This is a genomic window from Aquisediminimonas profunda, from assembly GCF_019443285.1.
Classification (GTDB): Bacteria; Pseudomonadota; Alphaproteobacteria; order Sphingomonadales; family Sphingomonadaceae; genus Aquisediminimonas; species Aquisediminimonas profunda.
Genome location: NZ_CP080327.1, coordinates 3161723 through 3186031, shown reverse-complemented (window position 1 = coordinate 3186031; position 24309 = coordinate 3161723). Strand labels below are relative to the sequence as shown.

Below are 24309 nucleotides of genomic sequence, written 5' to 3'. Positions count from 1 at the left end.
CATGAAAATGTTAGGCTGCGGTTTTTGCCGGAATTCAGTCCGATCGCGCAACAAAGCCGAGCGCGTTTGAAATCAGTCTCCGGACGTTTGGATTGGCATAGGTTTCGGGCCCGTCGCCGAATTGCAGATAGGCCAGGTCGGCGTTGCGGGCCGGCTTGGTCCAGGCAACGCAATTGCTGCCGGTCGGATGGTCCCAGCCCTTATTGTCGAACATCCGGCCAGCCACCGCTGCAGCGGCAGAGTAGAAATTGCCTGCGAGGAAATCATGCTCTGCCCTGATCAATGGAAAGATTGAATCCTCAAAGATCTGGGCGAGATAGAGTTCGTCCGTCATTTCAAAGTCTGGAGGCAGGCCTTCTGTAATTGGATGGCTGGCGATGACTGTGGCGCGATAGGTTACATCGTGCCGGTACCCGGAGTCCGGCACTGGTCGACCTCGAACTTCTCCTGGCTGATAAAGGAAACGGCCGCCAATAATCTCGGACCATTCGGGCCAGAGAGCCCATCCGGCAATCGCATGATGCATGGCAACTGCCCCGCGACCCTTCTCAAAGCGGTCGATCATGGCGCGCTTGAACGCGTCGCTGGGTGGCTGCACATCGACAATGCCATTTTCGAAGCGATAGCCGGGCATGTCATAAAACAGCATGGCATCAGCGCTGGCCGCGGTTCCCTCCGCAACCATCCGCTCAGCTTCGGGGTGGATCAGATGCGTTACAGTCCAATCCGTCAAGCTCCCGAGCAAATCGGCAAAAGCATCTTCGTCATAGGGATGCCCTCCCGACAGCACGAGTAAGTCTCGAGGCATCAGGCGATCCTCAGGATCATCTTGCCTTGATTGGTTCCGCTGAACAGGCGCATGAATGCATCAAATGCATGCTCAATGCCATCGTCAATGTGCTCGTCGACCACAATACGGCCCTGTGCTGCCCATTCACCCATTTTTGCCGCGCCTTCGCCAAAACGCGCAACATAATCAGCGACGAGCAAGCCGCGAATGGACGCGCGTTTGACGATCAGTCTCCACAGATTGCGCGCGCCCACCGGTTCAGGCGAATTATACTCACTGATCAGGCCACATAGTCCAACGCGAGCGTGCATGTTGAGGTTCATCAACCCGGCATCGAGGACAATCCCACCGACATTCTCAAAAATCACATCGACACCATTGGGTGCTTCCTTGGCGATCGCAGCGACAAGGGCTGCCTCGTCCTTTCCCCGATAATCGATGGCTGCGTCAAAGCCGTAACGGTCCACCAAGCGTGCGCATTTTTCGGCACCGCCTGCGATACCGACCACCCGACAGCCCTGGATCTTGGCAAGCTGCCCCACGATTGAACCCACGGCCCCCGCCGCGCCGGAAACAAGAACAGTCTCACCGGCCTTCGGCTCGCACACTTCGAGCAAGCCGAAATAGGCTGTCATTCCCACTGCACCGAAAAGAGAGAGATAGTTGGTCACACTGGGCACGATTGCGGGATCGATCGGTTGCGTAAAACCGCCGGCAGCGGAAACGGAATAGTCTTCGATGGCATGGAGCCCCATGACCCATTGACCGGGAACGAAACCTTCCGCCCGGCTCTCCTCGACAACGCCAATCGTGCTGGCCCGCACAGGCGCGCCCAGCGGAATCGGCGGCATATAGCTATCCGCGTCGTCCATCCAGCCGCGCATTGCAGGGTCGAGCGAAGCATAGTGGTTGCGAATGAGAAACTGTCCATCCGCAATTGACGGCTTGGGCTCGGTAACCAGTTCAAAGTCCTGCGCCACTGGTTCTCCTTGCGGACGACGGCGGAGGAGAAACCGGCGATTATCTGTCATTCTGTTTTTCCTTCAGGAATTTGCAGCGGAAATTTTCACAGGAATTGCGCTCTGCAGGGCTTGCCCAGTGATCGGATCGAAATCGACTTCATCGCTCGTCAGGCGATTGGTTGACCCTCCTACCTCGCGAACATTGTGTTTGCCTGCCTCACTGTCACCAAAGGCGTGCGCCATTGATATCAGACCTCTCCGGACGCGGTCGCTGCCTTTCACGACCCCATGGATGGAGGCATGGGCCGAAGTGATTTCGATGATGTCGCCATCCTTCAATCCGCGCTCTGCAAGATGATCGGGGTGCATGTAGGCCGGGTTGGTCGTGACTTTCCGTCCGAGGTTCTTGAGCGGTTGCCCGATCGAATTGAACCGCGCTTTCGACCGGCGCGAGATGAGCCGGAAATCGAAACCGGCGCGACGGGCCGCATCAGCACCATATTTCTCTAGCTCTCTGGGCATGGCCCCGGCGGCGAGGTTGAACCGATTTTGCTCGGCGGGATCGCCAGCTTCAACCAACGGATGCAATTCGTCATAAATCACAGCTGCGCCACCGGCCTTGGCCGCATCCTTGCGAACCTGACTGGGTGGCACAAGGCAGCCCGCTGTCATGAGATCGAGAAACACTTCCTTGGGGGGAGGCGAATCTCCATCCATAGGCAACGGTCCTCCAGCAAGGGTAATTTGCAACCCCAGGTTCTTGGCCAAGTGCCAGAACATCTCATATTCGTCGATCACATCGCCCGGCGCCTTGGCGAGTGCTTCGGTGTACCGTGCATAGGCCCGCTCATGCCACCATTCGGAAAGATTGGTGATGTCTTCACGTTCCAGGCATTGTTTCGGTGCGAGCACTACATCAGCACGCTTCGCGCTTGCGCTCATCCAAGGATCGACCTGTACAAACAGTTCGAGGTCGTCCAGCGCCCGGCGCATCTTGAGTTGGTTGGGAAAACCAACCTCAGGATTGCCGCCGACCGAGATGAGTGCCCTGATCTGGCCTTCGCCCGGCGTCAGGATTTCGTCGGCCATTACGTTGCAAGGCATCTCGAGGCCGAGCTGGCCAAGGCCGCGAAAACGACTTTTCGCCATGCCAGGGGCACCGAACAATTCTACAGGGGCCGCGACCTGGGCACGCGTCGGAGCCCGCGGCGAGGTGAAGACGCGTGGCGCACTGGCCTTTTCACCTTCCTGGATAAAGCGTGCGCAAATCGTGTTCATGCACGTGGCGAGATATTCGGTGAGCGTGCCATTGCCCGCCATTTCCGGACCAGTTCCCGTAACCGCGCAGCCCTTCGAACCGCTGGCAAACATCCGCGCAGCGCGCACCAGCTCGTCTTTGTCGACGCCTGCACGTTCTGCGGCCACTTCTGGCGGGAACTTTGCCACGGCTGCGCTCAATTCTTCAAAGCCGTCGACATGCGCCGCAACAAAGTTACGATCGTAAAGGCCTTCATTGATGATCACATTGAGCATACCCGCAAGCAGTGCCGGGTCTTCGCCTGGCTTCACCGGCAAATAGATGTCAGCCAAAAGACCAACCTCCGCAAGACGGGGATCGGCCACAATCAGCTTCAGACCTTCCTTCTTGCGTTCGCGTATGCGCTTGGACGGGCTGAATGGCGGCACGCCGCCAACCGGCGAATAGTGAGAGACGATGGGGTTGTTGCCAATGAACAAGGCGACGTCCGCATCCGAAAAATTGTTTACGCCGCCTTCCCACTTACCATAGCGTGCGGTGGTAAAGACCTTCGCGGGCTGATCGAGCGTGACTGAAGTGAAGAAGTGCTTCGTGCCGATCGCCTGGGCAAAGCTGTATGAGGCGACCCAAGCCGCGCTGTTCTGATACCCGCCGGAGCCCATGAAGACAGCAACGCTATCGGGCCCATATTTGTCGATGATGCGCCGAAGCTCTGACGAAACATGCGCAAGCGCCTGTTCCATCGGCGTTTCCTTGAATTGACCGTCGCTGCCGCGGACAAGCGAATGATGCAAGCGGTGCTCTGCATTGTGCGAATCGGGCAGTTCGCGTCCCTTCATGCAGGTATATCCGCCATACTCCGGATCGTCGGGATCACCCCGGACAGCCGCTACTTTGCCATCCTCGATATCGACCAGCATCGCGCAATTGGCGTGGCAAAATCGGCAGAAGGTTTTGTGTGTCTGTATGCCCATGGGTGCAACTCCTCTCACTGTGATACTAGCGGCCCGAACTGGCCACGCGACTGGCAATTTTGGCTGTAGCGTGCGCCCACCCCGCCTGTGCATAGCGGCTTCACTGAGATTCTTTGACATCGGTATTTTGGAGAAGGCATGTGACGATCGTAGCGCGACAGTGGTTGCTGAATGGACACCCGAGGGGCCGCGGCATTCTGGATAGTGATTTCAAGCTGGTCGAAACTGAATTGCGCGATCCCGGTCCGGGCGAAATGCTGCTGAAGACCCGTTGGCTTGGTTTCGATCCGGCTCAGAAAGGCTGGATGGAGAATATCGCCGATTATGTTGCGCCGATGGCGATTGGCGATGTCATGCGCGGCTCGGGGATTTGCGAAGTCCTTGAAAGCAACGGCGGCCGCTTTTCGAAGGGTGATCTGGTTTTCGGAACAACAGGCTGGACCGATCACCTTGTCAGTGATGGCGCCGAGCTGACCAGGATTGAAACCGACCTTTCCCCGACTGCCGTGCTTTCTGTGTTGGGGACAACTGGGGTCACGGCCTATTGCGGATTGTTCAAGGTCGGCAAGCCCGTTGCGGGTGACACCGTTCTCGTGTCCGGTGCGGCCGGTGCGACCGGATCGATTGTAGGCCAGCTGGCGAAGATTGCCGGATGCCGCGCCGTTGGCATTGCCGGTGGTGCTGACAAGTGCAAATGGCTTGTTGAAGAGGCCGGATATGACGCCGCGATCGATTACAAGGCGGGCGATGTCCGCCGGCAAATCAAAGAGCATTGCCCGAATGGCGTCGATGTCATTTTCGACAATGTCGGCGGTGCGATCCTGAATGACATGCTTGCGCAGATTGCGACAGGTGCTCGTGTTGTCATATGCGGGGGAATCAGCCGTTACGAAACGGGCAGCCTCCCGGCCGGGCCGCAGAATTATTTCAACCTGGTCTTCCGGCGTGCAAGCATGGCCGGGTTCATTGTGCTCGACTGGGCCCCCGAGTTTCCTGCCATCCGCAAGCGTTTGGAAGGCTTTGTGAGGGACGGCCATCTCGCTTATCGCGAAGACATCCAGCACGGTTTCGAAAATGCGCCCACCACGCTCAAGCGGCTCTTCACCGGAGACAACCGCGGGAAGCAGTTGCTGCAGATTTAATGGACGCGAGCTTCAGGAGCGCGACGTCTTGCATTGGCCGTCGCGCTCCCAAGTGCTGACTTAGTCTATCCAAATTTTTCGGTCGGCTTGCCCTCTGCTCCATAAACCGGCCCTTCGGCATCGACGCGATATTTCTTGCTGACAGCATTGGTCAGGCCTGAACGCCCGATATGGGCAAGCATGCCGGCATATTGCGGGCCAGCAAAGTGCGCAGCCAGTGCGTCCTCGCTTTCCCATTCTTCGAACACATTGACGCGCGAAGGATTGTTGAGATCGGCGCTCCAGTCATAATGGATGCAGCCAGGCTGTGACAAAGCACCGTCAATCCATGGCTGCGCGGAACGCAGCGCGTCATCGCGCTGAGCCGGTTCGAGATCTATCTGAGCGGAAATTACGATTTTGGCCATTTATCCCTCCTGCGGATTATATTCGGCGACGATGCGGAAAATGCGGCGTGTGAAAAGCCAACGGCCGCCTGATTTGACCAACTCGTCTTCATAGAGCCCGCCAACCGCGCGCGTCTTGCCTTCCTTCGTCAACATGAATTCCTGCGTCTGGACACGCGCCTTCGCACGATCGCCGTCGATTTCGATCATGCATGGAATGCAATGAAAGCTCACGGCAGTAAGTCCGCTCATTGCGCCCTTCCAAAGTTCGACGATCGCCGTGCGGCCCTCGACTTCCATGCCCATCAGGCTCCAGTGAGCGTCTTCAGCCCATACGCTGGCCCATGTGTCTGCATCGATCCGGACAACGCCGTCCGCATAAGTACCGTTAAGTTCCTGGATCGCCACGCGATCCTCCAAAGGCCCAATGAACATCACTGTCTCCCGTTTCTGGATCGCTTATCGCTGCGAGCACGCCTGCGCTACAATGGTTATTTTTGGGAAGGGCGCGATGCGATTCAGGCTGCTACACTGACATTCTAAACTGGATAGGGAGATTTTGGCTGTGGCACGTTTGGCAGGAAAAAAGGCAGTCATCTTGGGTGCCGCAGGCAAGGACAATATGGGCCAGACAATCGCCCGGCTTTTCGCAAGAGAGGGTGCAGAAGTGCTGGTTGCCGGTCGCAAGGCTGGTCCGCTCGAGGAACTGGCAAAAGAATTGGGTGGCCACTGGGCTCTGTGCGACATCTCCGATCGGGCGCAGGTTCGGGCCCTGGCAGAGACTGCGGCTTCGAAAATGGGGCGTGTCGATGCTGCAATCAATGCGACAGGATGGGGGCTTCTGGCGAGCCTTATTGACACCACTGAAGAGCAGCTTGATCAAATCGTCGACCTGCAGTTCAAGGGCGTCCACCACTTCCTGCAAGCGTTCGTTGAGCAGATGATTGCCCAAAAGCCTCAGGGCGGATCACTCATTTCACTTTCTTCGGCGACGACCAAGGCCCTGATCAACAACCATGCAGCTTATATCGGCACCAAGACAGGGGCGGAGGCACTGATCCGCTGTGTGGCCAATGATTATGGCCAGTATGGCATTCGCGCGAACACTGTTTCGCCTGCCTTTACCGAATCGCCAATGACCGCGCAGTCTTTTGCCGTGCCGGGACTGGTCGATGCATTCCTGCCGAAATATCCATTGGGCAGGCTCAACACGTCGGACGACGTTGCTGCAGCTTGCCTATGGCTTTGCAGTGATGAAGCGTTTGTTACAGGTCAGAACATCCAGCCAAATGGCGGCCTGACCTTGCGCGGAAATCCGCAGGCTGTGGACATCGAACGCTCCGTTGGAGCTGCAATGGCTGCTGCCAAAGGCTGATCGGGGCAGCTCAATACTGAGCTGTTCCCCCGTCGACGCTGATCATCGCTCCTGTGATGCCGCCGCCTTCGTGGGAGGCAAGGAGCAGCGCAACTGCAGCGACTTCTTCTACGGTATTGGGTCGTTTGATTGCGGATTCCTGCGCAAAGAGATTGATCATTTCGTCAAGCTCCATGCCCATGGTCTTGGCAACGAGCGGGCCGTTTTCGCGGATGATATCCGTTATGACCATACCCGGGCAGATTGCATTGACGGTGATTCCATCAGCACCGACTTCGCGCGCCAGCGACTTTGTCATGCCGTTGATGGCATGTTTGGCTGCGGTATAGGCCGTGAATATCGGCTTGCCATGCTTGCCTTCCATTGAGGAGATGTTGATGATCCGACCACTCTTGCGTTCCAACATTGGACGCAAAGCGCGGCGCGTCGCCCAGAAGGTGGAGTAGACGTTCCATTTCATTGCCTGGTCAAAGGCCTCGTCAGACAGGTTGACCATGGGCTGCAGATCGCCGGCTCCGCCCGCATTGTTGACGAGAATATCGATCGCACCGAAATGCGTGACCGTCTGGTCGATGAATCCCTCGATGTCGCCCTGTTCCATCGCATCGCCAGCAATGAAGATCGCGCGATCGCCAACGCCAAGTTCGTCGAGAACACGTTGGCCCTTCTCCGTGTTTCGCGCCATCAGTGCGACGCTCGCGCCTTCGGCCAGGAATGCTTCCGCAATTCCGCGTCCCAGTCCGGCAGTGCCGCCGGTGATTGCTGCAATCTTGCCTTCGAGTTTCATGTCATTCTCCCTGATTGACACGTAGCGCCGGATTGCGCGCGCCGCACCTCATCAAAATAAAGGGTTGTTGTCGCGCAGTATCAGCGGTCCAAAGCGGATCATGAGTGATTGCGATATAATTGTGCTTGGCAGCGGTGCCGCGGGAATGACTGCGGCATTGGCGGCCCATGAAGCAGGTGCGCATGTTCGTCTGATCGAGCGGTTTGATCGAGTTGGAGGAACTTCCGCTGTTTCCGGCGGTGTAATCTGGGTGGCAGACAATCCGCGCATGCGCGCCGCAGGCCTGGCTGACAGCCGGGAGGAAGCGCTCTCCTATTTTCGGGCCCTTGACCACGGAGACTTGCGCGATGACCTGATCGAGGCCTTTGTGGATACGGGCCCGGAAGCATTGGCGTTTCTTGAAGCGATCGGGGCGCTCAAGGTTGCCCTGCTTGCCGGCTATCCGGACTATTATCTGGATCGGCCAGGCGCCAAGCCGGAGGGCGGTCGCGCGCTCGATCACGATCTCTATTCACTCGATGATCTGGGTGATTGGGCTGGCCGGATTTTCGCGATCGAAGAGCCCAAGCCGATGATGCTTCGCGAAACGCCGCTGGGCGGAGGGTCGGGCGTCGTCGCGCCAGAGGAAATCGGTCGGCGCATGGCGCACAATGAACGTGGGTTCGGCCAGGCCATGGTGGCCCGGCTGCTCAAGGCATGTCTGGATCGCAAGATCGTGCCAGAGCTGGGCGTGGAGACCAAATCGCTCATCGTCGAGGACGGTCGCATTTGCGGCATTCGCGCCCTGAAGGACGGGCATGCCTTCGAAGTGCAAGCGGCGCGCGGCGTGGTGCTGGCGACCGGCGGCTTTGAATGGGACAAGGATCTGCGGCAGGGCTTTTTGCGGGGTCCGGCGAACCACCCCGCATCTCCCCCGACTGCACGCGGCGAAGGGCTTGCGCTGGCCATGTCGGCAGGGGCGAGCCTTGGCAACATGACGAGCGCCTGGTGGGCCCCGACGCTGGCGCCAAGCGGCAGCCGCTGGGCCGGGGGAGAGCAGCGTGCCTCACCGATGCTGATCGAACGGACGGTGCCACATTCCATCATGGTCAATCGGTCTGCCAGGCGCTTTTGCAACGAGGCCGCAAACTATTCTGCACTCGCCGGTGCCTTTCATACCTTTGATCCCCAAAGCTATGACTATCTGAACCAGCCCGCCTGGCTGATCTTCGATGCGCAATATCGTGCTCGCTACCCGATCGAGATGGTCATGCCGAAAGACCCGCTGCCCGATTGGGTCATTGAAGCGCCGACGCTTGAGGCGCTCGCGGCCCGCATCGGGATCGATGGCGATGCGCTAGGCGCGACCGTCGAGCGGTTCAACAGTCACGCCAGAGCCGGCAGCGATCCGGACTTCCACCGTGGGACGAGTGCTTACGACCATTTCTATGGCGACCGTTCTCGAGAGGGGACGGCTGTGACGCTCGGGACGATCGAAGTCGCGCCCTATTTTGCCGTTGAGGTCCACATGGGCATGCTGGGCACGAATGGCGGCCCGAAGACGGATGGTTTTGCCCGGATCCTCGGGCATGACGGTCGGCCAATTGCCGGGCTCTATGGCGCCGGAAACGTCATCGCTTGCCCAACGGGAGGTGTTTATGCCGGAGCCGGAGGCACGCTTGGGCCGGCCCTGACCTTTGGCTACATCGCCGGGCAAAGCGCGGCCCGCCGCGACAATATCTAGGGATCGGCATTCAGCTTTCTAGCGCGCGGCCTGAATCCAGCGGTCGATCGTATCATGGAAGAAGCGCACGCGATCCTCCTGTCCTGCAAGGACGCCGCCGTCATAACCACGCGAGCGCAAGCCCTTTTGCTGGTTTGACCAGATGGAAACATCCTGATCAATTCCCGGACCGCAACTCAGTTCGCCGACTGCCCCACGTTTGTGTTCGACCGGCTTGGACTGGTCCACCATTTCGCCCATGGAATAGCTGAAATATTCGTTCTGGCCATCAGGGAACCAGGTGAAATACCACATGTCGAACACGCAGCGTTCCGGATCGGTCGGATGCGGATCTGCCCGCAGCCAGATGCAGCCATCGGGTTTCAGGCTGAAGCTGATGTTCGGGAAGACGGTGAAATGATAATGGTCGGTCAACTGGTCGTCGTGAAAACGCGTATAGTCATAGCCCTTGGCGGCACCATTTGCGCGCTTGGCCTTTTGCAAGGCGGCCCGGATTGACAGCGGATCCTGCTCGAAGTCCTTGGGATCAAGTCCCCAATAGCGCAGTTCGCGGTCCATCATCGCCAGGACAGTATCCGTGTGGCCCGCAAGCGCACGCGACGGGCGGGATCCCGGCATGAACATGCGGGCATGCCCATAAGGTTCATACAGGTCGAACTGACATTCCTTGTAACTCTGCTCCATCACGTAGCGCGTCTGGGGATGGACAAAGGGCAGGTGATAACTCTCGTTGAAATTGTCCTGCACGATCTTCCAGTTGAAATCACCGTCAAGTGTGACCCAATGCGTCCGGCGCATCTTTTCCATCTGATAGCATTCAATCTGCGGCATCACCGGGCCCAGATGTTCCGCCAGCGTCGTTGCGTCAGGGTCCATATTGACCCAGACAAAGCCGGCAAAAGTCTCACACCGCACGGGTTTGAGAGTCACCCTGCCGCAGGGGGACCCGCCCGCAAAATCTTCGGGGCAGGGAACAAACTTGAGATTGCCCTCAGGCGCGAAGCGCCAGCCGTGATAGGCACAGGCTATGTTCTTGGAATGACCCTGCTCAGCTTCGACCAGCCGGTTACCGCGATGCGGGCAGACGTTATAAAAGGCGCGAACCAACCCGTCCTCGCCACGCGTGACCAGAATCGACTCCCGTCCAATCTCGTAAGTGAAATAGTCTCCGGCTTCGGGTATCTGTTCTTCCAGCCCGCCGATCAGCCAGGCCCGCGTCCAGATGGCATCCCATTCCGCTGCCATGAAGTCTTGCGACCAATAGCGTTCGCCAGAAATGGGGCGGTTCGACAATTTGGGTTCGGCCTGTTTGGCCATGTCGATCCGGGCGGGACCTTTGGGAGTGTCGAGCAGAGTTGCCATTGTTCTAGCGCTTTCGGGGGGTGAAGACGATATGAAGGGCTTCAAGGCTGCGAAGCAGGAAATGCGGGCGAATGCGGAAATCATTCTTCCCTTCCGCAAAATCCATGTCTTCGAACCGGTCGATGACGGCCGTGAAGCCCCAGGTCAGCTCGCGCCGCGCGAGCGGGGCGCCAAGGCAATGGTGCGTCCCGGAGCCGAAACCCATGTGCGAGCCAGCCCGTGGCCGATCAAGATCGATTGAGTCCGGACATTCGAATGCCCGTTCATCGCGGTTGGCTGCAGCGAACCGGACGTTGACTACAGCCCCCGCCGGGATGGTCATGCCGCTCAATTCGGTATCACGGGCGCAAAAGCGCATCAGGCTCTGGACAGGCGATTCAAGCCTGACGACCTCCTCGACAAAGGTTTTCATGTAACGATCGGGATCCGATTTCAGCTTGTGCCAGACGTCCTTGTTCTCGATGAGCAGCTTCATCCCCGCTGCGAGGGCGTTGGTGGTCGTTTCGCTGCCACCAACGAAGGTATCCGCCATCATTTCGGCGTGCAGCTCATTGTCATTGAGCGGCCGGCCCCAGCCGTCGATCACTGTATTGACGAGGACACTGATCAGGGATCCATCAGGCTCCTTGCGCAGTTTCTCGAAGATTGGCTGGAAGTAGTGCTGGGCTTCGATCTCGCGATCGACCATCTCCAGTTCGAGTTCTTCGGGAAGCATCATGGAAATGCGCTGGAAGAAGGCGTCGGTCCAGCGCTTGATCTGCCACATGTCCTCGCGCTTTGCGCCCATTTGCTCGCCAATAATGAACAGGGGCAGGGGCACAGCGAACTGTTCGACCCAGTCGCAATGACCATCATCGATGAAGCCGTCGATCAATTCATAGGCCAGGGATTGGACCAGGGGGTCGATGTCCTTGATTCGGCTGGGCTTGAATGCGTCATTGAACATCGCCCGCATCTGCTTGTGATTGGGATCGTCTCTTCCGGCCAATGTCGGCGCAGGAATCCAGCCCTTTTCCTCGAACCGCGCAGCGACTTTTTTTGCGCGCTCGATACTCGTGACGCTTGGCCGGAATGGCGTGTCCCTTGACGCGCTTGGAAAGCGCTCGGGATCGGTCAGGACAGTGCGGACATCCTCATAGCGCGTCACCACATAAACACCGGTGCCCGGCTGCTGGTAAACGGGGGATTCGTCACGCAGCGTACGATATGCGGGATAAGGACATTGCTGCACTTCAGGATCGAGCAAGTTGACCGTGATCGGCTGTTCCTTTCCCATCGTCTATCGCACCTCGATTTTTTCCTGGCCCCAAGGGGCGATTGTTGCGGCAGTCTGAAACGCGCCAGGCAATTCCTCGACCATGTGCCAGGTGGCGGCAAGCCGTCCGAAGCCGACAAAGAAGGCGCAGGTCATGCCCAGCTCCACGATCTCGCTTTCTGAAAAATGCTGCCGCAGGTCGGCATAGACAGCATCATCTATGGCAAGATGATCGGTCGCCATCAGTTCGCCGTACCGAATCGCAGCCTTTTCGGCCGCCGAGAGGTTTTCGGCCTCATGCGGGCGCTCAAGGGAGCAGACCGCTGCCTCGTCAACTCCATCAGCCACGGCATCGCGGTACCGGATCGCCATGCAGCTGCGGCATTGATTGAAAAAGGCAATCCGCAGGCGCACAAGTTCCACAAGTCGCTCCGACAATTGCCGGTTGCGTTTCAAGGCACCGCCGAACTGCATCAATCCGAGCGCCTGATCGGGGCAATGCGCGAAGTAGCGTGTGAGGCCCTGCTCAAGGGGCGTCGCTTGATCGGGGCGCGTTGCTTCGACAAGCCGGGCATCCCATTGATCCGGCGCGAGTGCTGAAATTCTGCTCATCGACTCCTCTCCAATCTGCCAATGGCGGAAGGATCATCGTTAGACCTAACCCTGTTGGTCCTGAACTGTCGAATTGGACAATCGTTCGGGGCAGGAGCTCAGGGTGACAAAACACCAAAACCATGAATTGAGTGCCATGGCTTGTCCCATGAGCCTCGCTGACGTGGACCTGTTTGGGCCCGGCGCCGCGGAGCATTGGTACGAGGCCTATGGCATATTGCATGAAGAGGCTCCGGTCCTGCGGCTTCCCGGCGAAGGGCTGACGCCGGATCGCGACGCTTTCGTGCTCACACGCCACGCCGATATTTCCCGCGTCGTGCGGGACTGGGAACGGTTTCCGCCGACGCTTTCGCTCTTGCTCGACCAGATCCGGGAGCAGGGTCGATTGCCGCACCATATGCCCGACCTTGACGCGATGGTGATTTCGATATTCTCGCTGCGCCCGACACCGGAGCTCTGGCGTGCTCACCGCAAGGAACTGACCGATCCCTGGGTCGGGCCGGGGGCAGGGCGCAATCGCGATGCCATTGTCTCTCATGTCGACAGCCTGATCGATGCATGGATCGACAAGGGCGAGGTCGAATTCGTCCGCGAATTTGCCCGACCGCTGCCGCAGCGCATGATGGCCACGATTCTTGGACTGCCGATGGAAGATATCGGCCAGCTCGAGATCTGGGGCAATGCCCAGGTCATGTCCTATGTTCACGGGACCGGTCACAACAACCGCATGACGGAAGAGCAGACGCGGGAAAAGTTCAGCCTGCTTGCCGGATTTTCCGACTATGTCCGCGCCAAGGTGAAGGAAAAGCGTGCGCAGCCTGCGGACGACATGATCAGCTTTCTCACCCAGGTCCATTATGAGGCGCTTGATCGGCGGCTGACGGATGAAGAGATCAACGGCATCGTCTATGCCATGCTCATCGGCGGGCTGGAGACCACGCAATATGCCATTTGCGAGCAGGCTCAGCTGCTGTGCGAAAACGACGGCTTGTTCGATCGTCTGAAGGCGGATCCGTCGCTCATTCGACCGTTTATTGAAGAGTCGATGCGGCTGCGGTCTCCCACCCAGGGCCTGTCGACGCGGATAACCAGCCGAGACGAGGAGTTTCAGGGCGTAAAGGTTCCAGCGGGCTCAACGTTGCACCTGCGCTGGGGCGCTGCGAATGTCGATCCCGAAGAGTTTGAGGAACCGTATCGGCTCGACCTCGAGCGAAAGGCGATAACGCGGCATCTGGCCTTTTCCGCAGGGCCGCGTGTCTGCCCCGGAGCTGGCCTTTCGCGACTTGAACAGACGATCGCCTGGGAACGGCTTGTGCACCGGCTGGATTCGCTTTCCTATGCTCCGGACAATCAGTTCATGCATCAGCCGGGCATCATGCTCGGCACATTGAAACTCAATCTCCATTTCACCAGACCAAGTGAGGCTGCCCAATGACGACGTTGCTCGCACATATCCGGATCAAGCCCGGCAAGGAATCCAAATGGGAAGCAATCATGGCCGACATGGTCGCGCAGACCTTCGCTACTGAAACCGGCGTGACGCGCTATGAGTATTGGAAGGGGCAGGAAGAAAACGCCTATTACTGTCTCCTGTCCTTTGCGGACAAATGGGCTTTCTATCGCCACCAGATGTCGCCGCATCACGAGGGCCATGACTTCGCGGATGTGCTTGCGGATATCCGTCTGGAATATGTCGATCCCGTGACCGGCGCGGGTGGCGGCCTCGCCCGGACTGAAGATTTGCCCCTTCCGCCGGATGCGGATGACGACTTGCGCACCGCTCAAACGCGGTTTCCTCTTTCTATCCCGACATGGTGGGCCAACAGGAGTTGATTGCATGGATGCTGCCCTTCAACACTTGCTCGACAAGCAAGCCATTTCCGAAGTCATCGCGCGCTATTCCCGGACACTCGACTGGCTGGATGATGACGGGCAGGCGCAGTGCTATTGGCCGGACGCCGATATCGATTATGGATTTTTCACCGGCAAGGCAGCGGAATTTGTCCCGGTCGTCATGGAAATCGAGCGCGCCAGCCAGCGGCGCTGGCATATGCTGTCGGGTCTTCAGATCAAGCTGGAATCCGACACGCGAGCGATTGGCGAGTGCTACGGCCTCGCGGCTGGGGTGCGAAACAATGACGGCCAGTGGAGCGGAAACCTCTATGGCGGACGCTATCTCGACGCATTTGAAAAGCGGGGCGGCGAGTGGCGAATTTCGCGCCGCAACTATGTCATGGACTGGAGCCTTCCGCTGCCGTCCCAAGCGGATGGCAAGACGGTTGGCGCCTTTCCGTTGCCCATTCTAGAGATCATTCGCTCGGGACATCCAGCCTATCGGCCGATGTAGACCCTCAAGGCTTATTCTCCCTCGGTCGGGTCCATGTAATCGCGATAGTAGGTGAGCTTGCCGTTGGCGACCTTGTACAGACCGCATCCGCCGCGGGACCCTGCGGGAGAATGCATTGTCCAGCGTGACCAGACGGCGTGATCGTCTCCGCAGATTTCGTCGATCGTGAAGTGGATCTTTCGCTCACCCATGACCTCGACCATCTTGCTCATGAATTTGAAAATCTCGTCCCGCCCCCGATAGGTTCCGTAGACCGGGTCTTCCAACAGCGCATCGTCCGCAAACAGTGAGACGAGCGCCGTATAGTCGCCGCTATCCTGAATCTTCCAGAATTGCTCGATGACCTCTTGAGCCTGTCCGGCCATATTGATTTCCTTTCGCGTGATGGGGTTATCCGGAGTTGAGTGTGCGCAGCGGATCCTGTCCGTCCCAGCCGCCCGCTGCACCAGCAACATGAGCATAAAAGCCGACCAGGCCATCCGAGGGCTCGTAGAGTTCGATCATATGGCCAAGCGTGGCAGTTGCATCGACAAAGGCGAAGCCGGTGCCTGTGGTGGTCTCGGCATACTGAGCCAACGGGACGCCCGCCTTCTCATAGTCCGCAATTGATTGATCAAGCTTGTCCACAAAAATGGCAAGATGGTGCAGGCCGAAGCGGCCGCTGCCCTGCGGATAAAGATCGTGATAGGCGCTTGGGTCAGCATTATTCTGCTGCACGAATTCGATCATTACCTGGCCCCATTGACCATAGGCACTGCTGTGATCGAGCGGTCTCGAAACACCCCTGTGTTCAGATCGAACGAGCGGAATATGGTCAAGAATGAAGAAGGGGCCCGAACCATATGTCTTGTGGTGAGCCATGGCTGCCGCCCGGATGTCCGCCACGAAATAGGCAATCTGGCGAACCGCCAGCGTCAATTTACGGCCCGGTCCTTGCCTTCCCAATAAGGAGCGCGCAGTTCGCGGCGTAACACTTTGCCGGAGGGATTGCGCGGCAGCACATCGATGAAGTCGACGGATTTCGGGCATTTGTAACCGGCGATATGCTGGCGGGCATGCGCGATCACTTCGGCTTCCGTCAGTGACTCATTCTTCTTGACCACAACGCAGGCCTTGACGGCTTCACCCCATTTTTCGTCGGGCACGCCGATCACTGCCACGTCGGCGACTTTCGGGTGGGAATAGATCGCGTTTTCGACCTCGGCTGGATAGACATTTTCCCCACCGGATATGATCATGTCCTTTACGCGGTCGCGGATGTAGAGGTAGCCGTCTTCATCGACATAGCCTGCGTCCCCGGTCTTCAGCCAGCCGTCCGCATCAATGGTCGAGGCCGTGGCCTTCGGATTGTTCCAATAGCCCTTCATGTTCTTGACGCTGCGGGTTGCAATTTCTCCGATCTGCCCTGCAGGCAATTCCTGCCCCTCACTGTCGATGATCTTGATTTCGACGCCTGGCAGCGGCTTGCCGACCGAGAGCATGCGCGGACTGCCCTCGGGAACATGATCCTCCGGGTTGAGGGTCACGATTGTGCCGCTGGTTTCGGTCATGCCGTACATCTGAACAAAGCCGCAGCCAAACCGCTCCATCGCTGCACGCATGAGTTCCAGCGGGATCGGCGATGCGCCGTAGGTGATGTATTTGAGCCTGCTGAAGTCCACTTCATGGACGCGCGGGTGGTTGAGCATGATCTGGATGGCCGCCGGGACCATGAAGATCTTCGAAATATTATATTGCTCGATCATTTCCAGCGCTTTGGTCGGATCATATTCCGGAAGGACAATCGCGCCCGTGCCGGCGAACATGGTCCCAAGACCCGTGCCTGTTCCGCTGATATGAAAACACGGCATGGCGAGCAGGGTCACTTCCCCCGGAACCGAAACCTGCCAGTCGAGCGGCTCCACCTCAGAGGCGCCAGATCGCGATGCGAGGATCGACCGATTGGTCATGACCGCACCCTTAGGGTAACCCGTCGTGCCAGACGTGTAGAGCTGGACTGCATCATCGTCCCTGCCGCCTTCGCGATGCGGGTCGGTTGCGGCGAAACCGTCACGCCAAGTACGATAATCGGTCTGGTTGCCATCCTGGGCATCCACCCCGATGATTGTCTTGACGAACTCAAGTTTAGGCGCGACGCGTGCGGCCATCTCGGCAAAGCCGTCGCCAACGAACAGCAGCCTGGCCTGGCAATCGTTGAGCACATAGATGATTTCAGGATCGGCAAGCCGCCAGTTGACCGGCGTCATTGCGGCACCGACCTTCAATGCCCCCAGCAGTATTTCGAAATAGAGATGGCTGTTCTTGCCTAGGTAGGCCACCCGGTCGCCCGGCTGGATGCCTTGGGCCAAAAGCCCATTCGCTGCACGATTGCTGCCCGCGTCGAGCTCGGCAAAACTCAGGACTTCGTCACCGAATGTGAACGCCATTGCGTCGGGTATCGTTCGTGCGTGATTCCTGACAACCTCGACAATCGTCTCAGCATCGGCGATTGCCTGTGTCGATTGTGTCATCTGGGGCTCCTTTGCCGTTCGCTTCTAGGATTGCCGCAGGCGACTGCCATTGGCACAAATCATAGTGCCCCCTGAATGCCGCTTTGAACGATACAGACATCAAGGAGTTTGTGGAATGACTGCGCCCCCAGACGGATTCAAGCCCGCAAAGTTTTCGAGCGGATTTCTCGACTTGTCGGGGCCATATTTTCTGCGTTCCCAGGATCAGGGAACGATCGTGGCGATGCGCATCCTCGAGACGCACGCCAACTATCTGGGCGTGGCGCACGGTGGGGTGCTTTCAACATTTGCTGACGTGGCGCTCTCGTTTCAGGTTCACGATAGCGAGCGTCCTGCGCTGTCGGTCGTGACGAATACGCTCACGACGAATTTCCTGGCCGGGGCCAAAACCGGAGACTGGCTGGAAGCACATTGCCGGATCGATCGCCTCGGCAAGCGAATTGCCTATGCCAGCGGAGAAATCCGACGGGGCGATGAAGTGATCCTGACAATGAGTGGCATCTTTACAATCCTTCGACAGACCTAGGATGCCTGCCAGTACCGGGCTATGCCGGACGCCGCGTCGCTTTCGTCATGCGCGCCGCGGGCAGCCGCCGGAACCGAGGCAAGGCTCGCTTCGCCGATCGCCCTAAATTCGCGCCAGTCATATATGCCTGTCCGCTTCAGGATGCGCCACTCTTCGCCAAAGCGCACGAATTCGTCCACATAGCGACCGGCAATTATGGCGGAATATTCCTCGCCCCGATCGGGGAAGACCGCAGTCAGCGGGTATCCGGCAGGCACGATGTGCATCGCCGTCATATAGGTTTCCGCAATTGCCGCATCGGGCCCCTGAGGTACGATGATCATCTGGCCAAGCTGGTGATGGGTGGCAATGCACGATTCGATGATTGCGGTTGCCTGCCCGACGAAATCGCGCCACCCGCCTTGCACCGGCCCAAAGGCAAATGTCGCATCGGGGTGGAAAATCCGTTCCATCAATCTCCAGCTGTGACGATCGATAGCATGGGCATAGAGGGCGATCAGATCGCGGATGGCATCCTTGTCGGCCAGCGAAAGTGTCATGATTGAAGCTCCACGAGAACCTTCCCGATATTCGCACCGGTGAACAGCTTGGCATAGGCTTCAAGCGTGTGCTCAAGACCGCTCGTCACGTCGTAGGGAAGCGACAATTTTCCGGCGTCGACCCAACCCCGCAGCCGGGCCGTCAACTGTTCGCCCTGATCCATGAAGTCTGGCGAAAAAAAGCCTTCGATCCGCAGCCGCTTCATCAGGATCTGATCGAAGTTTCGCGGGCCGTGCTGGCGTCCGCCGGTATATTCGGCAATCAGCCCGCAAATCGCGACGCGACCGTAGAGCGCCATGTTGGCCAGCACATCATCGAGAATTTCGCCCCCGACATTGTCGAAATAGGCATCGATTCCGCCTTCGATCCGGCTGAGGCCCTCGGCGACCGAGCCCGATTTATAGTCGAAGGCAGCGACCAGACCATAGTCGCTTTCAAGCAAGCGGCACTTCCGCTCCCCGCCGGCAATTCCATAGACATTGGCGCCAAGAATGCGCGCAATCTGGCAAGCGAGCAGGCCAGTCGATCCTGCAGCTGCCGACACCAGCACGTTTTCACCGGCCTTGACCGCACAGGTTCGCTCTATGCCCCACAGCGCGGTCCATCCATTCATGCCGAGAGGGCCAAGATGATCGCGCATGTCCGAAACGGATGGATCAAGCTTCACCGCGCCTGACAAGAGCGCGTCAACGCAACTGTAATCGCTCCAGGTCCCGAATGCGCGAACCCAATCGCCTTCGGCAAATTCTGACGCCCGGGAGGACACAACCTGACCCAGGACAAGGCCTTGCATTGGCGTTCCAAGATCAAGGGGTGGCTGGTAGCCGTCCGTGCGATCGGTCATCCACATCCGCGTACCGGCATCCATGGACAGCATACGGTTCCGGATCAGGATTTGGCCATGCGCCGGATCAGCAAGCGGGACCTCCTGCAGCGACAAGGCCGAAGCGAAGTCTTCTCCTCTTGGCCTTGAATCAAGGCGCCACAAGCGGTTCATTGTCATAATTGTCCAAACCTCACCATGCCCGCTGGCCGCCTTCGCAACATTCTCTTCGGGCTATCAATATTATCCGGCGCGAACGCCGAGCGCATCGCTTACCGTAAGAATAGAGACAAAGGAGATGAAAGATGCCACTGATAACAATCGTAGGCGCAAGCGGCCGGCAAGGCATGGCGCAGGTGCGGCAGGCACTGCGGGCCGGGTACGAGGTTCGCGCGCTCTCAAGGCAGGCGGATCCTTTTGCGGGCTCCGATATCGAGGGGATCGAAGGGATCGATGTTCGGCCGATCGACCTCTATGATACCGAGAGCTATCGCCCTGCGCTCGAAGGCAGTGACTATATTTTCTACACCCATCCGCTGCAGGCTCGCGCGGATCGCGCAATTCTAGTCGGGCAGATCGGGACAGCAGCGGCGGCATTGGGCGTCAAGCGCGTCGTATGGAACACATCGAGCTGGATTCCGGACAAGCCGGGAGACGCACACACCTACGCGGGCAACACGGCCGGCATCAACGCATTGTGGCGTTCCGGTGCGCCGGGCACCGTCTTCGGATCGGTCCTTTTCATGGACAATCTGCTGACGAATTGGGCGAGGCCATTCATCGTCAACGAAAGTCGCTATGTTTATCCGCACAATCCTCAGCTGGAGGCCAACTGGATCAGCCTGGACGATGTTGCCAAGTTCATGCTGGCCTCATTGGAAAGGCCCGACATGGAAGGCGCCTGGATCAATATCGGCGGACCCGAGCGTCTCCGCGGCAAGCAGGTTGCACAGTTTCTGACAGACAATTTTGGGCGCGAGATCAAATATGATCCCTGCACTCCGGCAGAGTTTGGACGTTATCTTGTCAACGCTGCGGGTGATTCAATGCCAGCGGAGGAAAGGGATGCCTTTGCTGCCGGGATTCAGGCCTTCTACGAGTATAACAACACCGCACCGACCAAGCCGTTCGAAGTCGACATGGATCATGTCTACGAGCGCTTCCCTGAACTGGAAGGCAAGCTGGAACCCATGAAGGAATGGATCGGTCGTCAGGATTGGACCGACAGCAACCATCGGCCTGCGTTCGGCTGATCGAATTCGGAAGGGCTATTCAGCGGCCTCCGCGATCTTCTGCTTCGCAAAGATCAGCCGGAGTTCATCGTCGCTGGCTTGGGTCAGGCGATCCACCCATTGGTGGAAAACCTGGCCCCCACCTTCATTCCGGCCGAACAGGACATGGTCCATCAGTCCTGACTGCAGCGCTTCGTGCTGCCGCTTGCCCGTCGTGTAGTCTTCGTCGCGGACAACGATCTTCAGGAAGTCGAACTGATCGCGCGCGCCTTGCCTGACCGCGTCAGTGTCTGGCGCATGTTCCATGACGTAGAATTGGGTTGTCACGCTCTCGCCGACCGTATTGCCGGGAAACAGCTGCGAAATCATCGCCCCGCGTCCACCGCCCCCATAGAAGCTGGCAATCGAAATGTGCGGAAAGATCGTCCAGACACCCTGCAGCAGAGCATCAATCGGCCAGTCTTCCTCGCGCATTTTGCTGAGGTCGACGGTTTCGGTGCTGCCAGTTTTCTGCGCATTGACCGAAGGAGACGCCAGCCGCTGATGCGGCCCCCACGCAAAATAATTGGCTCGGTTGAAGAAGTCCGAACCGAAGGTGTTCGCATGAAGGACCGGCAAATGATAAAAGTCGAGATACCCGTCATACGCGGTTTTCCAGTTCGGTCCGTCGAGTTGCCGACTGTCAAACAGGGTCCAGTTAGCAAAGCCGAAATGCTCCAGCAATTCATCATAGCCGCACAGGAAGTCTGAAATGTCGAGTGTCGAATGCGGATCAAGTATCACCCAGATCAGGCCTGCGCGCTCAAGAACAGGGAACTTTGTGAGGCAGTGCTCCGCCTTGTTGATCGGGCCAAAATCCCCGGGTGACGCGACACCGAGCAGATCGCCATCATTTCTGAACATCCAGCCGTGATATCCGCAGACAAAACGCGAGGCATTGCCTGACCCCTGCGCCAGCGGATTTCCGCGATGGGTGCACATGTTCAGGAACGCCGCGACACTGCCGTCCTTCTGGCGCGTCAGCAGAACAGGAACGCCGACCACCGTCATCGCCTTGAAGTCGCCTGGCTTGCTCAACTCGCATGAGGGCGCGAGCATGAGCGGCATCCGCTTGAAGATCTTGGTCTTTTCAATCTCGAATTGCTCGGGATCGGTATAGGCCGATGCCGGTATCGAGACGACATTGTCTGCCAGTTCCATCGTCTTTGCCTGGCCATGGGCGATCAATGACCGTGTCATTTCGTAAAGCTGGCTGCGAGACATGGCTGTCCTTTCAATCACGCGGGATGAACGGCCCGCTGTCGACATTTCGTTCCTTAACACAATGATCCAGATCAACCACGCCCAGCAATTGTCAATTTTGCTTGGCTTTCGGCGTTGGCGATGTTGCCTCGCCGCTCAGGCACAGCCTCGCAGCAGTCAGGGGCGCACAACGAGATTGCCGATATGGCTTCCGTCGAACAGCATCAGCAGGGCATCCGGAAAACGATCGATGGGCTCTACAACATGTTCCCGTAGGTTCATCTTTGAATCAAGGATAAGAGCCGAGATTTCTGCCATCGCTTCACCAAATCTGGCAGCGTGATGGCTGACGACAAAGCCCAGCATCGCAGCATTGCGTTCGGCAATGCGCAGGTAGAGCTTGGGGCCGCGCACATCGTTGAGATTCTGATATTGCGAAATCGCGCCGCAGATGACGACGCGGGAGCCTCCGGTTTCACGCAAATTGTCGAGCGCGGCATCAAGGATATCTCCACCCACATTGTCGAAGAAAACATCAATCCCATCGGGGGCCAAAGCCCGTATCTGCCCGCCAACGTCACCCTTTTTGTAGTCTATCGCCGCATCCGCGCCGATTTCATTGATGAGATAGGCGCATTTTTCGGCCCCGCCAGCGATCCCGATAACCCGTGCGCCGCGTGCCTTGGCAAGCTGGACTACGCAGGAGCCAACGGCACCGGCCGCGCCTGAGACCAATACAACTTCTCCGGCCTGCACTTTGCCAACCGCGATCAAGCCGACCCAGGCCGTGAGACCGGTTGTTATGCCGAGTGGTCCGACAAAGGCGCTTGGTGCAATGCCCGGCTGCGGCGAAACCTTGGTCAAGTCCTTCGCTGGCATCAAGGCGTGCGTCTGGGCTGACAGCAGGCCATAGGCCCAGTCACCTTCCTTGAGAGAGGCATCATTGCTTTCGACCACCTGGCCGACGCCGAAAGCACGGATCGTGCTGCCGAGGTCAGCGGTCTCATGGAAGCCGCCATCGCTCAGCGTCGTGCGGATCCATGCGTCGATTGACAAAGTGTCGACCTTAACCAAAACCTGACCGTCGGGCACGCTTTCGATTGTCTCGGTGGCCACGCCGAAATTGTCGAGTGTGGGCATTCCATCGGAGTAATTCCGAATGAATACGCGGCGATTTTCGTAAGGAATTGTCTCTCTCCTGATTGTCCGGGATATTCTTAAAACCTCTAATCACGGAGCGTTTGGCCAACAACCATTCAATATGTGAGGAAGAAGCACCAAGGTTTGAACGGACCGGCGCGAGGCATATCGACTGAACAGGTATGAACCAAACGCAGAATCCTAGCAATTTGACGAATGGGCAGAATTGCTCACGCATCACATTAGACTTGCGCTATGACCAGCGGGTTCATCGTGCGGCTTCCAGGCTGAACAATTTGCCTGCGCAGGCCCGACCAACGGATCGAGAGGAAAACATGCAACTGAGCCGTGAACAAATGTTGCAGGCCTATCGGCGGATGAAGATCATTCGCGAATTTGAAGAGCGGCTGCACATCGATATTGCCACGGGCGCCATAGCCGGATTTACGCACCTTTACTGCGGCCAGGAAGCGGTCGCTGTCGGCGTGTGCGAGCATCTGGATAAGGACGACAAGATTGTCTCCACGCACCGGGGCCATGGCCATTGCCTCGCCAAGGGCTGCGATGTCGAAGGCATGATGAAAGAGATTTGGGGTAGCCGCGAGGGACTTTGCAAAGGCAAGGGCGGTTCGATGCACATTGCCGATGTCGATCAGGGGATGCTTGGCGCCAATGGCATCGTCGGGGCAGGGGCTCCGATCGCTGTGGGCGCAGCCCTGGCAGCGAAACTGGATGGCAAGGGCAAGGTCTCGGTCACCTTTTCCGGCGATGGCGCTTGCAATCAGGGCACAACCTTCGAGGCAATGAATCTTGCCGTTGTGACCAAGGCGCCTTGCATTTTCGTGTTTGAAAACAATCACTATTCCGAACATACCGGCTTTTCCTATGCAGTTGGGACGCAGCGGGACATCGCCAGTCGCGCTGAGGCATTCGGAATGAGGGTTTGGCGGGCTGACGGCACCGATTTCTTTGCCGTCTATGAAACCATGCGCGAACTGCTTGACTATGTTCGGGCCGGCAACGGACCTGCGGCCGTCGAGTTCGATACCGAGCGCTTCTTTGGGCATTTCGAGGGCGATCCGCAGAGGTACCGTGGGCCGGGCGAGCTTGAGAAAATTCGGGCCGAACGCGATTGCCTGCAAAAGTTCCGGGCCAAGGTGGCGAGTGCCAAACTGCTCGACGAAAAGGAACTGGACGAGATTGATCGCGAGGTTCTCGACCAGATCGAGGCTGCTGTTGTTGCGGCGCGAAATGCGGAAAGACCAACGGCGGAAGATGTTCTCGCCGACGTGTATGTGACCTATTGAGCGGGGAAATCTGCAA

General features: G+C 58.1%; 25 protein-coding genes. 9 read left to right on the top strand and 16 right to left on the bottom strand.

The features are described from left to right. Positions 1-34: 34 nt before the first annotated feature. Genes K0O24_RS15655 through K0O24_RS15645 form a run of 3 tightly spaced genes read right to left on the bottom strand, consistent with a single transcriptional unit; the run spans position 35 to position 3984 of the window. Positions 35-808, bottom strand: a complete 774-nt coding sequence (locus K0O24_RS15655; RefSeq protein ID WP_219893619.1) for a ThuA domain-containing protein — start codon at positions 806-808, stop codon at positions 35-37. After that, positions 808-1821: an NADP-dependent oxidoreductase gene (locus tag K0O24_RS15650; RefSeq protein WP_219893618.1), complete on the bottom strand. Its 1014-nt coding sequence runs from the start codon at positions 1819-1821 to the stop codon at positions 808-810. The genes K0O24_RS15655 and K0O24_RS15650 overlap by 1 nt, the downstream gene beginning before the upstream one ends. A gap of 12 nt (positions 1822-1833) precedes the next feature. Beyond that, positions 1834-3984, bottom strand: coding sequence for a molybdopterin-containing oxidoreductase family protein (locus tag K0O24_RS15645; RefSeq protein ID WP_219893617.1), 2151 nt, complete (start codon positions 3982-3984; stop codon positions 1834-1836). 140 nt (positions 3985-4124) lie between these two features. Here K0O24_RS15645 and K0O24_RS15640 point away from each other — a divergent pair, with 140 nt between their 5' ends. Further along, positions 4125-5126, top strand: coding sequence for an NADP-dependent oxidoreductase (locus tag K0O24_RS15640; protein WP_246611053.1), 1002 nt, complete (start codon positions 4125-4127; stop codon positions 5124-5126). 65 nt (positions 5127-5191) lie between these two features. Here the strand turns inward: K0O24_RS15640 and K0O24_RS15635 are convergent, their stop codons facing one another. Both K0O24_RS15635 and K0O24_RS15630 read right to left on the bottom strand, forming a co-directional pair. Continuing rightward, the gene (locus K0O24_RS15635) at positions 5192-5533 is read right to left on the bottom strand and encodes a putative quinol monooxygenase (RefSeq protein ID WP_219893616.1); all 342 of its coding nucleotides are present in this window, start codon (positions 5531-5533) and stop codon (positions 5192-5194) included. Further along, positions 5534-5947, bottom strand: a complete 414-nt coding sequence (locus K0O24_RS15630) for a nuclear transport factor 2 family protein (protein ID WP_219893615.1) — start codon at positions 5945-5947, stop codon at positions 5534-5536. A 130-nt stretch (positions 5948-6077) separates the two neighbouring features. Between K0O24_RS15630 and K0O24_RS15625 the strand changes: the two genes are divergently transcribed. After that, positions 6078-6887 (top strand): SDR family NAD(P)-dependent oxidoreductase, encoded by an 810-nt coding sequence (locus tag K0O24_RS15625; RefSeq protein WP_219893614.1) that lies wholly within the window; start codon positions 6078-6080, stop codon positions 6885-6887. 10 nt (positions 6888-6897) lie between these two features. Here the strand turns inward: K0O24_RS15625 and K0O24_RS15620 are convergent, their stop codons facing one another. Beyond that, on the bottom strand, positions 6898-7674 hold the full coding sequence (locus tag K0O24_RS15620) for an SDR family NAD(P)-dependent oxidoreductase (protein WP_219893613.1): 777 nt from the start codon (positions 7672-7674) through the stop codon (positions 6898-6900). 100 nt (positions 7675-7774) lie between these two features. On the opposite strand from K0O24_RS15620, the gene K0O24_RS15615 reads away from it, so the two are divergent. Continuing rightward, on the top strand, positions 7775-9397 hold the full coding sequence (locus K0O24_RS15615; RefSeq protein WP_281421743.1) for an FAD-dependent oxidoreductase: 1623 nt from the start codon (positions 7775-7777) through the stop codon (positions 9395-9397). Between the two features lie 18 nt (positions 9398-9415). Here K0O24_RS15615 and K0O24_RS15610 read toward each other — a convergent pair whose 3' ends face one another. From K0O24_RS15610 to K0O24_RS15600, 3 genes are read right to left on the bottom strand one after another with little or no spacing between them, the layout of a single operon-like run. After that, a complete protein-coding gene (locus K0O24_RS15610; protein WP_219893611.1) occupies positions 9416-10759 on the bottom strand; it encodes an aromatic ring-hydroxylating oxygenase subunit alpha in 1344 nt (447 codons plus the stop codon). Between the two features lie 4 nt (positions 10760-10763). Beyond that, complete coding sequence (locus K0O24_RS15605; protein WP_219893610.1) at positions 10764-12035, bottom strand: cytochrome P450; 1272 nt, start codon at positions 12033-12035, stop codon at positions 10764-10766. 3 nt (positions 12036-12038) lie between these two features. Then, a complete protein-coding gene (locus tag K0O24_RS15600; protein ID WP_219893609.1) occupies positions 12039-12626 on the bottom strand; it encodes a carboxymuconolactone decarboxylase family protein in 588 nt (195 codons plus the stop codon). Between the two features lie 148 nt (positions 12627-12774). On the opposite strand from K0O24_RS15600, the gene K0O24_RS15595 reads away from it, so the two are divergent. The 3 genes from K0O24_RS15595 to K0O24_RS15585 are packed head-to-tail and all read left to right on the top strand — an operon-like array spanning position 12775 to position 14973. Further along, entirely contained in the window at positions 12775-14061 is a 1287-nt protein-coding gene (locus tag K0O24_RS15595; RefSeq protein ID WP_246611052.1) for a cytochrome P450, read from the top strand. Further along, on the top strand, positions 14058-14459 hold the full coding sequence (locus K0O24_RS15590) for a putative quinol monooxygenase (protein ID WP_219893608.1): 402 nt from the start codon (positions 14058-14060) through the stop codon (positions 14457-14459). Before K0O24_RS15595 ends, K0O24_RS15590 begins: the two co-directional genes overlap by 4 nt. Before the next feature lie 4 nt (positions 14460-14463). Beyond that, positions 14464-14973 carry a nuclear transport factor 2 family protein gene (locus tag K0O24_RS15585; RefSeq protein ID WP_219893607.1) on the top strand — a complete coding sequence of 170 codons (510 nt, stop codon included), beginning with the start codon at positions 14464-14466 and terminating at the stop codon, positions 14971-14973. An 11-nt stretch (positions 14974-14984) separates the two neighbouring features. Here K0O24_RS15585 and K0O24_RS15580 read toward each other — a convergent pair whose 3' ends face one another. The 3 genes from K0O24_RS15580 to K0O24_RS15570 are packed head-to-tail and all read right to left on the bottom strand — an operon-like array spanning position 14985 to position 17483. After that, a complete protein-coding gene (locus K0O24_RS15580; protein WP_219893606.1) occupies positions 14985-15338 on the bottom strand; it encodes a nuclear transport factor 2 family protein in 354 nt (117 codons plus the stop codon). A 25-nt stretch (positions 15339-15363) separates the two neighbouring features. Further along, the gene (locus K0O24_RS15575; protein WP_246611051.1) at positions 15364-15891 is read right to left on the bottom strand and encodes a VOC family protein; all 528 of its coding nucleotides are present in this window, start codon (positions 15889-15891) and stop codon (positions 15364-15366) included. Beyond that, positions 15888-17483, bottom strand: a complete 1596-nt coding sequence (locus K0O24_RS15570; protein ID WP_219893604.1) for a fatty acid--CoA ligase — start codon at positions 17481-17483, stop codon at positions 15888-15890. Before K0O24_RS15570 ends, K0O24_RS15575 begins: the two co-directional genes overlap by 4 nt. Positions 17484-17598: 115 nt before the next feature. Between K0O24_RS15570 and K0O24_RS15565 the strand changes: the two genes are divergently transcribed. Next, positions 17599-18009 carry a PaaI family thioesterase gene (locus K0O24_RS15565; protein ID WP_219893603.1) on the top strand — a complete coding sequence of 137 codons (411 nt, stop codon included), beginning with the start codon at positions 17599-17601 and terminating at the stop codon, positions 18007-18009. On the opposite strand, the gene K0O24_RS15560 is transcribed toward K0O24_RS15565, so the two are convergent. Together K0O24_RS15560 and K0O24_RS15555 are read right to left on the bottom strand one after the other, a co-directional pair. After that, positions 18006-18548: a nuclear transport factor 2 family protein gene (locus tag K0O24_RS15560; protein ID WP_219893602.1), complete on the bottom strand. Its 543-nt coding sequence runs from the start codon at positions 18546-18548 to the stop codon at positions 18006-18008. The two genes, K0O24_RS15565 and K0O24_RS15560, sit on opposite strands and share 4 nt — an antisense overlap. Further along, positions 18545-19546: an NADP-dependent oxidoreductase gene (locus K0O24_RS15555; RefSeq protein ID WP_343211248.1), complete on the bottom strand. Its 1002-nt coding sequence runs from the start codon at positions 19544-19546 to the stop codon at positions 18545-18547. Before K0O24_RS15555 ends, K0O24_RS15560 begins: the two co-directional genes overlap by 4 nt. 131 nt (positions 19547-19677) lie before the next feature. On the opposite strand from K0O24_RS15555, the gene K0O24_RS15550 reads away from it, so the two are divergent. Then, positions 19678-20625 (top strand): SDR family oxidoreductase, encoded by a 948-nt coding sequence (locus tag K0O24_RS15550; RefSeq protein WP_219893600.1) that lies wholly within the window; start codon positions 19678-19680, stop codon positions 20623-20625. Between the two features lie 15 nt (positions 20626-20640). On the opposite strand, the gene K0O24_RS15545 is transcribed toward K0O24_RS15550, so the two are convergent. Together K0O24_RS15545 and K0O24_RS15540 are read right to left on the bottom strand one after the other, a co-directional pair. After that, the gene (locus tag K0O24_RS15545; RefSeq protein WP_219893599.1) at positions 20641-21927 is read right to left on the bottom strand and encodes an aromatic ring-hydroxylating oxygenase subunit alpha; all 1287 of its coding nucleotides are present in this window, start codon (positions 21925-21927) and stop codon (positions 20641-20643) included. A 96-nt stretch (positions 21928-22023) separates the two neighbouring features. Further along, positions 22024-23007 carry an NADP-dependent oxidoreductase gene (locus K0O24_RS15540; RefSeq protein WP_281421742.1) on the bottom strand — a complete coding sequence of 328 codons (984 nt, stop codon included), beginning with the start codon at positions 23005-23007 and terminating at the stop codon, positions 22024-22026. Positions 23008-23321: 314 nt separating this feature from the next. On the opposite strand from K0O24_RS15540, the gene K0O24_RS15535 reads away from it, so the two are divergent. Further along, positions 23322-24293: a thiamine pyrophosphate-dependent dehydrogenase E1 component subunit alpha gene (locus tag K0O24_RS15535; RefSeq protein WP_219893597.1), complete on the top strand. Its 972-nt coding sequence runs from the start codon at positions 23322-23324 to the stop codon at positions 24291-24293. The last annotated feature ends 16 nt before the right edge of the window (positions 24294-24309 follow it).